This window comes from Patulibacter ginsengiterrae, from assembly GCF_056269115.1.
Genome location: NZ_JBWDOG010000024.1, coordinates 1 through 14,510, shown reverse-complemented (window position 1 = coordinate 14,510; position 14,510 = coordinate 1). Strand labels below are relative to the sequence as shown.

General features: G+C 73.9%; 9 protein-coding genes and 1 pseudogene. 7 read left to right on the top strand and 3 right to left on the bottom strand.

Annotated elements, in window-relative coordinates; all coding sequences use genetic code 11:
- The first annotated feature begins 16 nt into the window (after nt 1-16).
- The gene (locus ACVUH9_RS20750; protein ID WP_475760462.1) at nt 17-889 is read left to right on the top strand and encodes an AraC family transcriptional regulator; all 873 of its coding nucleotides are present in this window, start codon (nt 17-19) and stop codon (nt 887-889) included.
- 546 nt (nt 890-1,435) lie between these two features.
- Here the strand turns inward: ACVUH9_RS20750 and ACVUH9_RS20745 are convergent.
- Nucleotides 1,436-2,317, bottom strand: a complete 882-nt coding sequence (locus ACVUH9_RS20745) for an HD domain-containing protein (protein ID WP_475760460.1) — start codon at nt 2,315-2,317, stop codon at nt 1,436-1,438.
- A gap of 26 nt (nt 2,318-2,343) precedes the next feature.
- Here ACVUH9_RS20745 and ACVUH9_RS20740 point away from each other — a divergent pair, with 26 nt between their 5' ends.
- Entirely contained in the window at nt 2,344-3,285 is a 942-nt protein-coding gene (locus ACVUH9_RS20740) for a PAC2 family protein (protein WP_475760458.1), read from the top strand.
- Nucleotides 3,286-3,298: 13 nt separating this feature from the next.
- On the opposite strand, the gene ACVUH9_RS20735 is transcribed toward ACVUH9_RS20740, so the two are convergent.
- A complete protein-coding gene (locus ACVUH9_RS20735) occupies nt 3,299-3,766 on the bottom strand; it encodes a winged helix-turn-helix transcriptional regulator (RefSeq protein ID WP_475760456.1) in 468 nt (155 codons plus the stop codon).
- 67 nt (nt 3,767-3,833) lie between these two features.
- Here ACVUH9_RS20735 and ACVUH9_RS20730 point away from each other — a divergent pair, with 67 nt between their 5' ends.
- Nucleotides 3,834-5,006, top strand: coding sequence for a thiolase family protein (locus ACVUH9_RS20730; RefSeq protein WP_475760454.1), 1,173 nt, complete (start codon nt 3,834-3,836; stop codon nt 5,004-5,006).
- 176 nt (nt 5,007-5,182) lie between these two features.
- On the opposite strand, the gene ACVUH9_RS20725 is transcribed toward ACVUH9_RS20730, so the two are convergent.
- The gene (locus tag ACVUH9_RS20725) at nt 5,183-8,599 is read right to left on the bottom strand and encodes an ATP-dependent helicase (RefSeq protein WP_475760452.1); all 3,417 of its coding nucleotides are present in this window, start codon (nt 8,597-8,599) and stop codon (nt 5,183-5,185) included.
- Between the two features lie 22 nt (nt 8,600-8,621).
- Between ACVUH9_RS20725 and ACVUH9_RS20720 the strand changes: the two genes are divergently transcribed.
- The 4 genes and pseudogenes from ACVUH9_RS20720 to ACVUH9_RS20705 form a co-directional block, all read left to right on the top strand.
- Nucleotides 8,622-9,488, top strand: a complete 867-nt coding sequence (locus ACVUH9_RS20720) for an inositol monophosphatase family protein (RefSeq protein WP_475760450.1) — start codon at nt 8,622-8,624, stop codon at nt 9,486-9,488.
- Nucleotides 9,489-9,989: 501 nt separating this feature from the next.
- Nucleotides 9,990-11,009 carry a hypothetical protein gene (locus tag ACVUH9_RS20715; RefSeq protein ID WP_475760448.1) on the top strand — a complete coding sequence of 340 codons (1,020 nt, stop codon included), beginning with the start codon at nt 9,990-9,992 and terminating at the stop codon, nt 11,007-11,009.
- Nucleotides 11,010-11,158: 149 nt separating this feature from the next.
- On the top strand, nt 11,159-12,310 hold the full coding sequence (locus ACVUH9_RS20710) for an Mrp/NBP35 family ATP-binding protein (RefSeq protein ID WP_475760446.1): 1,152 nt from the start codon (nt 11,159-11,161) through the stop codon (nt 12,308-12,310).
- Nucleotides 12,311-12,807: 497 nt separating this feature from the next.
- Nucleotides 12,808-14,510: pseudogene (locus ACVUH9_RS20705) on the top strand (hypothetical protein); the annotation flags it as partial.

The following is a 14,510-nucleotide window of genomic DNA, read 5'->3' as shown; positions in this document are numbered from 1 at the left end:
CAGCGCGCCCGCTGTCTTGGAGAAAGCCGTCACGTCGGACGCCACGTCCGAGCGGGCGTCCGACGGTGCCTCCGGGCGGGCCCCCGACGGCGCGACCACCAGCACCGCCGGCGTGCTCCGGCCCGACCAGCTCGGCCAGGCCTTCACGCTCGAGCGGCGGATCCCGTCGGCGGCCGTCGCCGATCGCGTCGAGCGGCACTGGATCACCCGCTGGGACCTCCGCGGCCGCGACGACCACGTCCAGGAGGTGCTGCCGCACCCGTGCGTGAACCTCGTCGCCTACTCCGGGATCGTGCGCGTGCACGGGATCCCGGTCGCCCGCGACGCCCGGCGGCTGAGCGGGCAGGGCGCCGCGATCGGGACCAAGTTCCGTCCTGGCGCGTTCGCCGCCTTCAGCCGGATCCCGATGCCGGAGCTCCGCGACCAGGCGGCGACGCTCGAGCAGGCGCTCGGTCCCGACGGCCGCGCACTCGAGGCGGAGATCCTGGCCGCGGCCCCCGACGTCGACGCGGTGATCGCCGCGGTCGAGCGGTTCCTCGCGCCGCGGATCCCGGACCACGACCCGGGCTTCACGCTCGCCCTGGCGGTCGCCCGCGACATGCTCCGCCGCGGCCCCGAGGTGCGGGTCGCCGCGATCGCCCGCGACCACGGGATCGCCGAGCGGACCTTGCAGCGGATCTTCCGCGAGCAGATCGGCGTCGGGCCGAAGTGGGTCCTGCGCCGCTACCGGATGCACGAGGCGACCGAGCGTCTGGCGGCCGAGGGCGCGCAGGACCTGAGCGGCCTCGCGGCCGACCTCGGCTACGTCGACCAGGCCCACCTCACCAACGACTTCCGCGCCACGATCGGCTGCACCCCCGCCGCCTACGCCCGCGCCTGCGGCCACTGACCGACGACCCGCGACGCGGCCGCGAGCCGGCCTCGCGACGACGCCGCCCGCCCGCCCCCGGTCCGCGTTCTGGGGTCAGGGCGCGTCGGCTCGGTGTCGCGGGGTCGCGGGGTCGCGGGGTCGCGGGGTCGCGGGGTCGCGGGGTCGCGGGGTCGCGGGGTCGATGCGCGTCGGCTCCTGATCCCGGGGTCGATGCGCGTCGGATAGCGACGCAAGATGACCCCAGCCTCGAGACGCGACGCAAGATGACCCCAGGGCCCGCCGCCCGCCGCCCGCCGCGGTCGCGTCCGAGCTGGCCGAGCAGGTCGCCGCCGGGAAGCAAGAGCGGTGCACCCGCACTCCCGAGTCGGCCTTCCGCAACGCAGCGGGTGGATGTGGGGTGTTCGTGGACCGAGCAAGCCCGCGGCGGTTGCGTCTGAGGTGGTCGTAGGCCGAGCAGGTCATCAACCGGATCCCACCCAGCCCGCGAGAGCTGTGCGCCAGCACTGCCGAGCGAACCAGGTGGCGAGATGCGACGGCATACGGCCGCCTCAGACGTGACCGCCCTCAGCCGTGGCCCATGCCGTGCTCGAGCGACTGCTTGATCGTCGCGTCCAAGGCGTTCAGCCGCTGGAGCGTGGCCGCCTCGGCGGAGCGGAAGCGCCCGCCCGCGCGCTCGGGCCCATGGTGGGTCAGCACGCAATGGGCGAGGTGCGACCAGCGCTGCTCGTCGAGCCCGGCGCGGCGGGCCGGCTCGGACATGATCCGCAGCCCGAGCTCGATGTGCCCGAGCATCTCGCCGATCTCGGTCCGGCCGATCTCGGCCCCGTAGGTGAACTCGCGGGTCCGGCCGAGGTCGTGGACCAGGCAGGCCGTCAGCAGCAGGTCGCGGTTGAGGCCCGGGTGGTGGACGCAGGCCTCGACCGCGATCGCCCCGACCGCCACGGTGTGCTCGAGCAGGCCCCCGAGGTAGGCGTGGTGGCCGCCGATCGAGCATGGCGCCAGCCGCCAGGCGCGCCGCAGCGCCTCGTCGGCGAGCAGCTCACGCAGGAGCCCGCCGAAGCCGGGGTCGCCGACCTCCCCGGCCAGCCCCTCGAGGAACCCGTCGAGCTCGTCGAGGTCGCGATAGGCGACGGGCAGGAAGCGGGCGGGATCGACGCTCGCCGGGTCGACGCGGCGGACGGCGGTCAGCTCGGCGACGAGCTCGTCGCGGTAGCGGTCGACCGAGCCGGAGACCTGGACGACGTCACCCCGATCGAAGGCGCCCTCCCAGCGATCGACGTCCTTGAAGATCCGCGCCGGCATCGTCCCGGTGCGGTCGCGAAGGTCGACGGCGAGGTAGGGCCCGGAGCGGCCGGCGAGGCGATCCTTGCGGACGCAGGCGAAGACGCCGGCCAGGCGATCGCCGGGGCCGAGCGCGGCGATGGTCACCTCGGAGGCGGATGGCACAGGAAGCATCTTGTACCGTGGACCGGATGATCCCCCTGCGTTGGGACGACCGGCCGGTCGGGCTTCGAGACCCTGCCCTGGTCTGTGCGTTCACCGGATGGACCGACGCGGGCGACGCCGCGAGCTCCGCCGTGGGCGTGATCTCGCGGCGGCTCGGCGCTCAGCGCTGTGCGACGGTCGACCCCGAGCTGCTGTACACGATGCAGTCCTATCGGCCCCACATCACCGTCCGTGACGGCGTCGCGACCGAGATCGACTGGCCGACCGTCGAGCTGCGCGCGGCGGTGGTCCCGACCGCCTCCCGTGACCTGATCCTCGTGACCGGTCCGGAGCCGGCGCTCCGCTGGCGTTCGCTGAGCGAGACGCTGGTCGAGACCGCCCGCAGCCTCGGGGCGACGTTCGTGGTCACGCTCGGCGCGTTGCTCTCCGACGTGCCGCACACGCGATCGGTGCCGGTGACCGGGATCGCGACCGATCCCGATCTGCTCGAGCCGATCGGGGCGATGCTGCCCGACTACGAGGGTCCGACCGGGCTGACCGGCGTGATCCACGTCGAGGCCCAGCGCCAGGGCCTCGACGCCGCGACGCTGCTCGCCCACGTGCCCCACTACGTCGCCGGGGTCCCGAGCCCGAAGGCGACGCTGGCCCTGGTCGAGGCCGTCGAGCAGCTGACGACGGTCCCGGTCCCGACCGCCCGCTTGCGGGCCGCGGCCGAGCGCTACGAGCAGCAGGTGACGGAGGCCGTCGAGCGCGATCCCGAGCGGCGCGAGCTGCTGGAGCGGCTGGAGCAGATGGCCGACCTCCGCGACGTGATCGGCGACAGCGAGCACGACGAGGACCTGAGCGGGATCACCGAGAGCCAGATCCGGCTCGACCTCGGCGAGCTGCCCAGCGGCGACGTGATCGCGGACGACTTCATGGAGTTCCTCCGCGAGCACGACGAGCCCGAGGACGACGAGGAGCTGTAGGGGCCGGGTCGGCCTACGCCGGCTCCTCCACCAGCCCCGACGACAGCACCCGCAGCGAGCCGTCCTCGACGGTCTCGCCGCAGGCCGCGCACGCGACCTCGACGTGCAGCTCGGCCCCGCACGAGTGCTCGAAGCGGACCGCCGGCGGGGTGGGCGGACCATCGATGGCGTAGCGGTTGCCCCACTCGCGGAGCGTCATCAGGACCGGCCGCAGGTCGCGACCGGCGGGGGTCAGGCGGTACTCGTGGCGGACCGGCCGCTCCTGGTAGGGCCGCCGCTCCAGCAGCCCGTTGGCCTCGAGCTTCCGTAGCCGCGCGGTCAGCACGTCGCGCGGGACGCCGGTGTTCGCGCGCAGCTCGCTGAACCGGCGGACGCCGAACAGCAGCTCGCGGACGACGAGCAGCGACCAGCGGTCGCCGAACAGCTCCAGCGCGTCGGCGATCGTGCACAGCCGCGGAGTCGGTTTGTCTCTCGAACTCACCGTGCTAGCGTACCGTCCACGAGTGGGTTTGAAAAGCAAACCCACCAACGACAGGATCGGATCCGCCATGCGCCAGCCCATCGGTCGCGACGTCGTCATCGTCGAAGCCGCCCGCACCCCGATCGGCCGCGGGCGGCCGGACGTCGGCTACTACGCCGACGTCCACCCCAACGTCCTGCTCGGCGCGAGCTACCGCGCCCTGATCGAGCGGACCGGGATCGACCCGGCGCTGGTCGACGAGGTGATCGCCGGCTGCGTCGTCCAGGTCGGCGAGCAGAGCCAGAACATCGCCCGCAACGCCTGGCTCCAGGAGGGCCTGCCGGTCACCGTCCCTGCGGTCACCGTCCACCAGCAGTGCGGGTCCGCCCAGCAGGCGCTCGGGTTCGCGGCCTCCCAGATCGCCGACGGCACCGCCGACGTGGTGATCGCCGGCGGGGTCGAGCACATGGGCCACCTGCCGATGGGCGCCGACGTCGCGCACCCGGACGAGTTCGGCACGCCGTTCCCGCCCGCCCTGCTCGAGCGCTACGCGCTCGTCCCCCAGGGCCTCAGCGCGGAGGTGATGGCCGAGCAGTGGCAGATCCCCCGCGAAGAGCTCGACGCGCTCGGCGTCCGCTCGCAGGCGCTGGCCGCGCAGGCGACCGCGGCCGGCCACTTCGACGCCGAGATCGTGCCGATGACGGTCGGCGGGCAGACCCACACCACGGACCAGGGGATCCGCCCCGGGACGACGTTGGAGGTCCTCGCCAAGCTCAAGCCGGCGTTCCGGCCCGACGGCCGCGTGACGGCCGCGACCTCGTCGCAGATCTCCGACGGTGCCGCCGCCGTGCTGCTGATGAGCCGGGAGAAGGCCGACGAGCTGGGGCTCCGCCCGCGCGCCCGGGTCGCCGACCAGGTCTCGGTCGGCGTCGACCCGGTGATCATGCTGACCGGCCCGATCCCCGCGACCCAGAAGCTGCTGGCTCGCAACGGCCTGACCGTCGCCGACGTCGACCGGTTCGAGGTCAACGAGGCGTTCGCCCCGGTGGTGCTCGCCTGGCAGCGCGAGCTGCAGCCGGACATCGAGCGCGTCAACGTCAACGGCGGCGCGCTCGCGCTCGGCCACCCGCTCGGCTCGTCCGGCGCCCGCCTGATCACGACCCTCGTCCACGAGCTCGAGCGCTCCGACCGCGAGCTCGGCCTCGTGACCATGTGCACGGCAGGCGGTACCGGAACCGGCACCCTGATCCAACGGATCTAGACGAACCACAAGGCGGCGCGGGTCGGTCTGGGCGAACAACCAGGCCGCGCGGGTCCGTCTGAGGTGGTCGTGGACCAAGCAGGTCGGCGCGCGCGATGCGAGAGCTGTGCACCCGCACTGCCGAGCGTCGCGCGTGCCGAGATGCGCCGCGTCCACGGCCGCCTCAGACGACCCGCTTAGGTTTCGGCGGCCGGACAGGTGAGCCGGTAGTCGCACATCGAGCAGGCCTCGTACGACGGGGTCGGCTCGAAGTCCTGGGCGAGGATCGCCGCGCCGACGCGGTCGACGGTGGCGGCGATCTTGTCGCGCTCCTCGCCCTCCGCCTCGAGCGGCACCTTCTCGTCGTCGAGCACGTAGTGGTAGCTCTGGCGCGGAGCCTCGAGCCCCCAGGCGTCGACGGCCGCGACGGCGTAGAGCTGGAGCTGGACGTCGTCGCGCAGCTGCTCGGCCGTCCGCGGCCGGCCGGTCTTGTAGTCGACCAGCTCGTACATCCCGTCGGGGTGCCGGTCGACGCGATCGACCCGCCCGCGGAGGGTGTGCTCGCCGAGCCGGAACTCGAACCCGCGCTCGAGCCAGATCGTCTGCGAGTCCTCGGCGAGGGTCCGTGCGTGGTAGCGGGCCATCGCGTCCTGGGCGCGGTTCCAGAGCCGCGCCTCGTCGGCCACCCCGATCAGCCCCGAGCGCCGCCAGCCGGCCTGGAGCAGCTCCTGCAGCTCGGCCAGCTCGGTGCCGCCGCGCGCGTGCCAGCGCTCCAGCACCTGGTGGACGACGATCCCGAACCGCTGCGCGACCGTCGGCTGCTGGGGGATCCGCAGGACCCGGTTGAACTTGTAGCGCAGCGGGCACGAGCCGTAGACGAAGAGGTCGCCGGCGGACAGGACCACGCCGTCGCCGCGGAGCGGGAGGAACGGCTCCAGCGACGGCTCGCCGCGGCCGGCCGCGGCCCGCTCGGCGGTCTGGTTGGCGGCCGCGAGGACCTCCTCGTCGAGCGGGCTCGAGAGCAGGATCTCCTTCTGCTGGGCGGTCGCCGCCTGGCGGATCGCGGCGTCGATCGCCGGCATCGCGGCCGAGACCTCCTGGCCGTCGGGGCGGTTGATCAGCGCCGCGACCTTCATCAGCTCGAGGTAGCGGGTGACGCCGTGGGCGACGTCGAGGTCGGTGTCCATCCGCAGGTCGCCGAGCCGCGCCCCGATCGTGGCGACATCGCGCAGCAGCTGGTCGCGGAGCGTCCGGAACGTCGCGTGGAGGGTGTCGTCGGGGCCGAACAGCTGCTCCTCGTACTCCTCCCACTCGCCGCCGAGGGCGCGGCGGGCGTCCTCGACCAGCGACGACGGCTCGCGGGCGGCGCCACTGGTCGCGCGGGCGGGGAAGGCGAGGACGACGCTCTCGCGGGCGCGGGTCATCGCGACGTGCAACGCCCGGCGGGCCTCGTCGACCTCCGGCCGCGAGGGGCCGAGACCGGTCTCGGCCGGACCGGCGGGGCCGTCGTCGTCGCCGATCCCGTCCTCGGCCAGCAGCTCGTCGGGGAGCGGGTCGACGAGCCGGCGGCCGGCGAACGAGCCCGTCCCCCCGACCCGGCTGGACTGGAGGCCGAGCACGAGCACGTGATCCAGCTCGAGCTCGGCGGCGGCCTCGATCGGCAGCACCCGGACCGCCGGCAACGCCACGTCGGCGTCGGTCCCGGCGGTGTCCTCGGCCGGCCCCTCCGCGTCCGGCCCGGCGCCACCGGCGGCGAACGGGACCGCCTCGACCTTGCCGTCGGGATCGCCACCGGCCTCGGCCAGGGTCACCATCCAGCGCGCGAAGTCGCGGGCCGTCGCCTGCGGGGCGATCCGCACGTAGCGCTCGGCGAGCTGGCCGACCCGAGCCAGGTCGCGGAGCCGCTCGACGACGTCGCCGCTGGTCCCGAACAGCTGCTGCCGCCGCAGGCCGAGGTGCTCGACCAGGCGGTAGACGAACTGGTCGGGCGGGGTCACGTCGAGCGCGCGGTTGGCGGAGCGGTAGAGCCGCAGGAACGAGGCGACCCGGTCGCGGGCCTCCGGCGCCATCTGCGGCGACTCCATCGAGGAGCCGAGCGCGCCGACCAGGTCCATCCGCCGGCGCCGGGCGAGCTGCAGGCAGCGCGCGAGGTCGGCGGGGCGGAGGCCGATCGGCGGCCGCGCCAGCGCCCGGCTGACGGCGGGGGCGTCGGACGGGTCGATCAGCAGCCGCAGCCAGGCCAGCACGTCACGGACCTCGACCCGCTCCAGGAAGGCTCCGGCACCGCCGAGCCGACAGGGCACCGCCCGCTCCTCGAGCGCGGCGATCACGGGGCCGCCCTCGCGCCGGACCGACGTCACCAGGACCGCGATCCGCTCCGGCCGCGCGCCGTCGCGGACCAGCCGCTCGACCTCGCCCGCCGCGACCTGGGCCTGGGCCCGTTCCGAGGTCGCCCGCCAGAACCGCACCTGCCCGCCGGAGGGAGCGTGCCAGCGGTGGGTGAGGCGGTCGGCGACCGGCTCGACGACGGCCTCGGCCGCGCGCAGGATCTGCTCGGGGCAGCGCCACGAGCGCTCGAGCGTGACCGTCACCAGGTCCGGGTGGGCGGTGGCGAGGTCGCGGAGGTTCTTGCTCGCGGCGGCCCGCAACCGGCGGGTCGCCTGGTCGTCGTCGCCGGCGACGCTGAGCCCGGTGCCGGCCGCGACCAGCGCCCGCAGGACCCGCATCCCGGCGGTCGGCAGATCCTGGACGTCGTCGACCAGCAGGTGGCTGACCCGGGCGGTGACCCGGCTGCGGACCCCGGCGACCGCCTCGGCGACGCTCGAGGCGGAGGCCTCCGGCACCTGCTCCGGCCCCTCCAGCAGGCGGACCAGCCGCAGCATCAGGTCGCCGTGGTCGATCAGGCCGCGCTCACGCAGGACCCGGTCGTGGAGCCGCAGCAGCGAGCCGAACTCCCGCTCCCGCAGCGCCCGCGGGTCCGCGTCGGGCAGCGCGGCGGCCCAGGCGGTCAGGGTCTCGACGTCGACCAGCGACTCCTTCAGCCGGTCGATCCGGGCGACCGCGCCGGCCAGCAGCGGGATCGGTGCGGGTCCGCCGTCGTGGTGGCGGAGCCCCAGCTCCTCGCGGTGCTCGAGCAGCAGCGCGACTCGCTCGGTGCGGGTCGCCGGAACGACGAACGGGTCGATCCCGGCCTCGGTCGCGACGTCGCGCAGCAGCCGGTGGCAGAGGTCGGGCAGGGTCGTGACCGCGACGTCGGCCGCGACCGGCCCCATCCGCTCCTCCAGCCGGCGGCGGGTCCGCGAGGCGGCGGCGGGGGTCGCGACCAGCAGCACGATCCGGGTCGGGTCGAGGCCGGCGGCGGTGGCGAGCCAGGCGGCACGGGCGGCCAGGGCGACGCTCTTGCCGGTTCCCGCGGCGCCGCCGACCAGCAGCGGCGAGCCGCCGCCCGTCACCACGCCCGCGGGCGCCCCGCCGCCCGTCGCGCCTCCGCCGCTCGGTCCCGCCGTCGCGGGTGCCGACGTGCGGCTGGCGGCGAACGCGGGCAGGGCCGATCGGCCGCCGTGGGTGGCGGCTCGGACCTGTGCGTCGGAGAGGCCGTCGAGCGGTTCGATCACCTCTCCGTAGGATAGGTCCCCGATGTCCGCCTCCCTGATTCCCGCCCCCGAGACGTGGCTGGCCGCGTTCGAGCGGGCGGCCGACGGGGTCCGCGACCACCTCTCGACCGTGACCTCGAACGACGAGCGCCTGAAGGAGACGGGCGACCGCGGCGAGGGCGGCGACCGCACGCTCGTGATCGACGCCGAGGCTGAGGCGATCGTCTTCGCCGAGCTCGACCGGCTGCACGCCGACGGCGCGCGCTTCACCGCGCTCTCGGAGGAGCGCGGGATCGTCGACTATGGCTCACCGGACGCGCTGGTGGTGATCGACCCGATCGACGGCTCGATGAACGCCAAGCGCGGGATGCCCAACCACGCCGTCTCGATCGCGCTCGCGGTCGGCCCCGACGTGGCGAACCGGGGGACGATGGCCGACGTCGTCTGCGGCCTGGTCGCCGATCTCGGCCCGGACGAGCGCTGGACGGCGATCCGCGGCACCGGCGCGTGGCTGGACGGCCACCCGATCGCGGCCGCCCCGACCGAGCGGCTGACGACGGAGGGCAAGCTCGAGCTGGTGGCGATCGAGTCCGCTCACCCGGCGCACGTGCTCGCTTCCGGCGACGCCCTGCTCGAGCACGTCCACCGCCTGCGGGCGACCGGCGCGATCGCGATCGCGCTCTGCCAGGTCGCCGGCGGACGGGTCGACGCGATGGCCTCGCTCTGGCGCTGTCGCGCGGTCGACGCCGCGGCCGGCCAGCTCGTGGTCCGCGAGTCCGGCGGCACCGTCGCCTTCGGCGATCTCGCCACTCCGCTCGAGGCGCCGCTCGACCTGGTCGCCCGCGCCCCGGTCGTCGCCGCCCGCAGCGCCGCCGGCCTGGCGCGCGTCGCCACGCTGCCGCACACCTGATCCGGACCCGCCGCACGACCCCGGCGGGGTGCGGGGGTTGGGCACGCGCCGCACGGCCGGGCTGGGATCGGGCCGGACACCCTCCGGCCGCGTGGAAACAAGTCGCACGCGTTCCAGCCGCGTGGAAACGAGCCGCACGCTTCCAGCCGCGCGGAAACGAGCCGCACCCGTTCCAGCCGCGCGGAATCGAGCCGGGCTTCTTCCTGGAGCTGATGTAGCGGACCCCATCGTCGATGCGGTCCGCACATATCGGCCCGCGGACGATCGACATCTCGGGCCGCCGGCGCGTGACACGGGCCCGGTTGCGGGCCCGGTTGCGCGGGGCCGTTGTGGTCGGGAGCCAGCGACTCGGAGCAGAGCGCAGCCGCCGCTCAGCCGGTCCCGTAGCGCGGCTCGGCCGTCTACGCCGTCTGTAACCACCGAGCCCGGGGGTTGTAAGAACAGGTGTTCGCCGCTACATTTCGGGTGAACTTAGAACTAAGCACCTCCAAGGACAAGCGCATGGCCGAGACGCCCAACACCCCGAAGTCGACGACGACCCCGGCCGCCGCTGCGGCCGCCGCCAAGCCCTCCACCCCGGCCCCGCCGGCGGCCGCCGGCGCAACGCCCGCTGCGGCGAAGCCCGCTGCCGCTGCGCCGAAGGCCGCCCCGGCCCAGCCGGCCAAGCCGGCCGCCGCGAAGCCGGCCGCCACCAAGGCCGCCGCGCCGAAGACGGCCGCGAAGCCCGCCGCCAAGCGCACCGGGACCGGCACCGCCAAGCCCGCCGCCTCCCGCAAGGCCCCGGCGCGCAAGCCCGCCGCCAAGGCCACCACGGCCAAGGCCACCGCCTCCCGCCCGGCCGCGAAGACCGCCGCCGCCAAGGCCGGCGCGAAGAAGACCACGGCCAAGACCGCCGCGAAGAAGGCGGCCACGCGCAAGCCCGCCGCCAAGTCGACCGGCGCCAGGAAGACGACGCCGAAGACGACGGCCAAGGCGACCACGTCGCCCGTCGCCGCCGCCACCCGCGCCGCCCGCGACGCCGTCAGCCAGGCCACCAGCCGCGCTCCGCGCAACGTCGACGCCGCGGCCAAGCAGGCCGCCCAGGTCCGCGACCGCGCTCAGGCCCTGACCGAGAAGGCCGTCCTGATCCAGGTCGGCGCGGTGCTCGAGGCCCGCGACGCCGCCGCGACCCAGATCCAGACCCGCCGCGACGCCGCGATCAAGCAGGCCCAGGAGCGGCGCAAGCAGATCGGCACGCAGCTGAAGACGTTCGAGAAGCGCGGCGCCCAGGCACGCAAGGGCCTGGAGCGCGACGCCAAGCGCACGCGCACGCAGGTCGAGCGCGAGCTGCGCGAGCGCCGTGCCCAGGCCGAGGCGCGGATCAACGCGCTGCCGACCGTCGCCGACCTGCCGAAGGTCAGCGATCTGCGCGGCGAGCTGCCGAGGCTCCGCGGCCAGGTCGAGACGCGCGTGGGCCAGGCCCAGACGCGCGTCACCGCCGCGGCGGACCAGGCCCGCGCCCGCGTCCTCTCGCTGGTCTAGCAGCCGTCCGTCCCGCCGGTCTCCGGCGGGACGGACCACCAGCACGATCGACGCCGGACCCGGAACCCGGGAGACCCCCTCCCAACCCGTTCCGGACCGCGGTCCGCACCCGCGCGAGACCGGGGACGCCAGCGTGCGACAATTGGTGGATGCCTACCCGCGAGGAGATCCTCCACGCCCTCGAGTCGGTGATCGACCCTGAGCTCCGCAAGGACGTCGTCGAGCTCGGCATGGTCCGCGAGATCACGATCGGCGAAGACCGCGTCGACGTGATGATCTCGCTGACGACGAACGGCTGCCCGCTGCGCAACCACTTCGTCGTCGCCGTCCGCAAGGCCCTCCGCGGCCTCGGCGTCGAGGAGTGCGGCGTCGAGTTCGACGTGCTCTCCCCGGAGGAGAAGACCGCCCTCCAGAAGAAGCTCGGCATCAAGGGCGCCCTGCCCGACGGAACCGGCAGCACGATGTCGACGATCGCCAACGTGATCTGCGTCGGCTCCGGCAAGGGCGGGGTCGGCAAGTCGAGCCTGACCGTCAACCTGGCCGCCGCCCTCGCCGCCGAGGGCAAGTCGGTCGGCGTGCTCGACGCGGACGTCTGGGGCTACTCGATCCCGCGGATGTTCGGCCTCGGCGCCGAGCGCCCGCCGGTCTCGGCCGAGCGCAAGATCCTGCCGCTCGAGGCCCAGGGCGTGAAGGTCATGTCGATCGGGTTCTTCGTGCCCGAGGACAGCGCCGTCGTCTGGCGCGGACCGATGCTCCACAAGGCGCTCAACCAGTTCATCGAGGACGTCGAGTGGGGCAACCTCGACTACCTGCTGATCGACCTGCCGCCGGGCACCGGCGACGTCTCGATGACGCTGGCCCAGCTGCTGCCGCAGTCGCAGTTCCTGCTCGTCACGACGCCCCAGCCGGCGGCCCAGAAGGTCGCCCGACGCGCGGCCGAGATGGCGACCAAGGTCTCGCTCGACGTGCTCGGCGTGGTCGAGAACATGTCCGGCTTCACGACCCCCGGCGGCGAGCGGTTCTCGATCTTCGGCGAGGGCGGCGGCCAGGAGCTGGCCAGCGAGCTCGACGTGCCCCTCTTCGGCAAGGTCCCGCTGACGATGCCGCTGCGCGAGCAGGCCGACGCGGGCGTGCCGCTGGTCAGTGTCGATCCCGACGATCCCGCGGCCCAGGCCGTCTACCAGATCGCCCGCGGCCTGATCGCCGCCACCCCCGGCCTGCCGCCGGTCCTCCAGGAGCTCTCCTCCGAGCTGCCCGTGATGCAGCACCAGCCCAAGGGCGCCTCACTCCCGATGGCCTAGCGGCACCCGCGGCCGGCGACCCCGCCGGCCGCGCCTTCGAGGCCAGGCCCCCGGAGCCCCGTGGGACTTCGGGCCGCTCGGCGCGGGTCTCCCGTCGGGCCTCAGGCCTCCCACACCACCCGACGGACGGCGACCCACCGCGGCCCCCTCCGCCCCCAACCACGGGCCCGTCGGAGCACACCGCCCGCGGCGGACTCAGGAACGAACCGGGGCTGGCGACCACCGCCCGGTGCCCGAACGTCCCTCCGAGGCGAACAGCGCACGGTATCCACCCGGCGGAAACCCGCATCCTCCCTGGGAACCCGGGGTCTGCGCCGTAGACTGCTACCGACGGTCGGAACCTACCCGACGTATGGTCGGACGCCAGTTAGACACGACGAGTGTAGATCGTCTAGCCTGGCGCCTCGCTGACGTCTGTGTCATCGAACACTGAAGGGAAGATCCCCGTGGGTTTCACCACCAATCGGCGCTCGAGGTCGGCTCGCACCTCGCGCGCCGTGCTCATCACGCTAGGCCTGGGCCTGCCGTCCCTGCTCGCCGCCGGGCCCGCCTCGGCCGCCGACTCGATGCCGGCGCCGCCGCCCCTGCCCGACACCAGGTTCGGGTTCCAGTCGTTCAACGCCGGGGTCTTCAAGACCGCCGACGGCAGCAACGCCAACCGGGCCTCGCTCTACACCCAGGCCGGCGGCCACCCAGACTTCGCCACGGCCGAGTTCGGCTTCAACAACGAGCCGTACGTCGTCCGCTCCGGGAGCATCCAGAACCCCATCTTCACGTCGTTCGACGGCGAGACCTACGGCTACGCCAAGGACATCCGCCTCGACGTCCCCGCCGGACTCGTCGCCAACCCGACGGCGATCCCGACCTGCACCGACGAGCAGCTCGACAACCTCTCGATCATCGGGGCGGAGGAGGTCGATCCCTGGCACGTGATCCGCAAGGGTCCGCCGGGCAGCGGTTGCCCGATCGACTCGCAGGTCGGCATCCAGCGGATGATCGTCCGCGGCACGATCTTCACCGGCCGCAACACGGTCGAGGCGGTCGTGCCGGTCTACAACATGGCCCGCGGCAAGGACCAGGTCGCGCGTTTCGCGATCAATCCGCGCCAGGTGACCCTGTCCAACATGATGGACGGCAACCTCGACCGGGTCGACATGGTCGGCGGGACCCGTCCGTCGGACAACGGTCTCTTCATCGAGATCAAGAACCTGCCGACGAACCCGCTCATGGTCAAGTCCAAGTTGAGCCTCTGGGGCGTTCCCGGCGACCCGCTCCACGACGCCGAGCGCGGCCTCTCCGGCATGGTCCTGCTGACGCTGGGCGTCGAGGGTCTGCAGACGGACTTCGACTCCGAAGGCGGTCTGGAGGCGACCAACAAGACCGCGGCGTTCCTGAACAACCCGACCTCCTGCAGCGGGCCGCAGACGACGAGGATCCGCGTCACGTCGACGCTGGGCAAGGTCGCGACCTCCAGCGACACGACCCCGGTCGGCGCCGACGGCTGCGAGGACGTCCCGTTCGCGCCGACCACGACGTTCGGTCCCAGCTCGCTCCAGGGTGACGCTCCGGCCCCGCTGTCGGTCGCACTGAACGTGCCGCAGTCGGAGGACGGCGACGAGCTCGCCACCGCCCACGTCAAGGACGTGAAGCTGACGCTGCCCCCGGGCATGTCGATCAGCCCGTCGGCGGCCACCGGCCTCGACAGCTGCACCAGCGACCAGCTCGGTCAGGGCACCGACGCACCGGTCGCCTGCCCGTCGGCCTCGAAGGTCGGCAAGGTCACCGTCACCTCGCCGCTGCTCGACGAGCCGCTCGAGGGCTCGGTCTACGTCGGCCAGCCGCTGCCCGGTCAGCGCTACCGCCTGTTCCTCACGGCCGAGGGCCGTGGGATCTCGATCCGCCTGAAGGGCAACGTCGACGCCGACCCGAACACCGGCCAGCTGACCACCACCTTCAAGGACAACCCCGAGCTGCCGTTCTCGCAGCTGAAGCTCGACTTCGACGGTGGCGCCAAGTCCGTCATCGCCTCGTCGCCGATCTGTGGCACGTCGAACGGGCAGACGACGTTCACGCCCTTCTCCGGCACCGCGCCGGTGACGGTGAACAGCGCGCTGCTGACCGCCGGCTGCGGTGACGGCGGCTTCACCCCCGGCTTCGGCGTCGCTCCGGCGTCGCTCCAGGCGGGTGCGTTCTCGCCGCT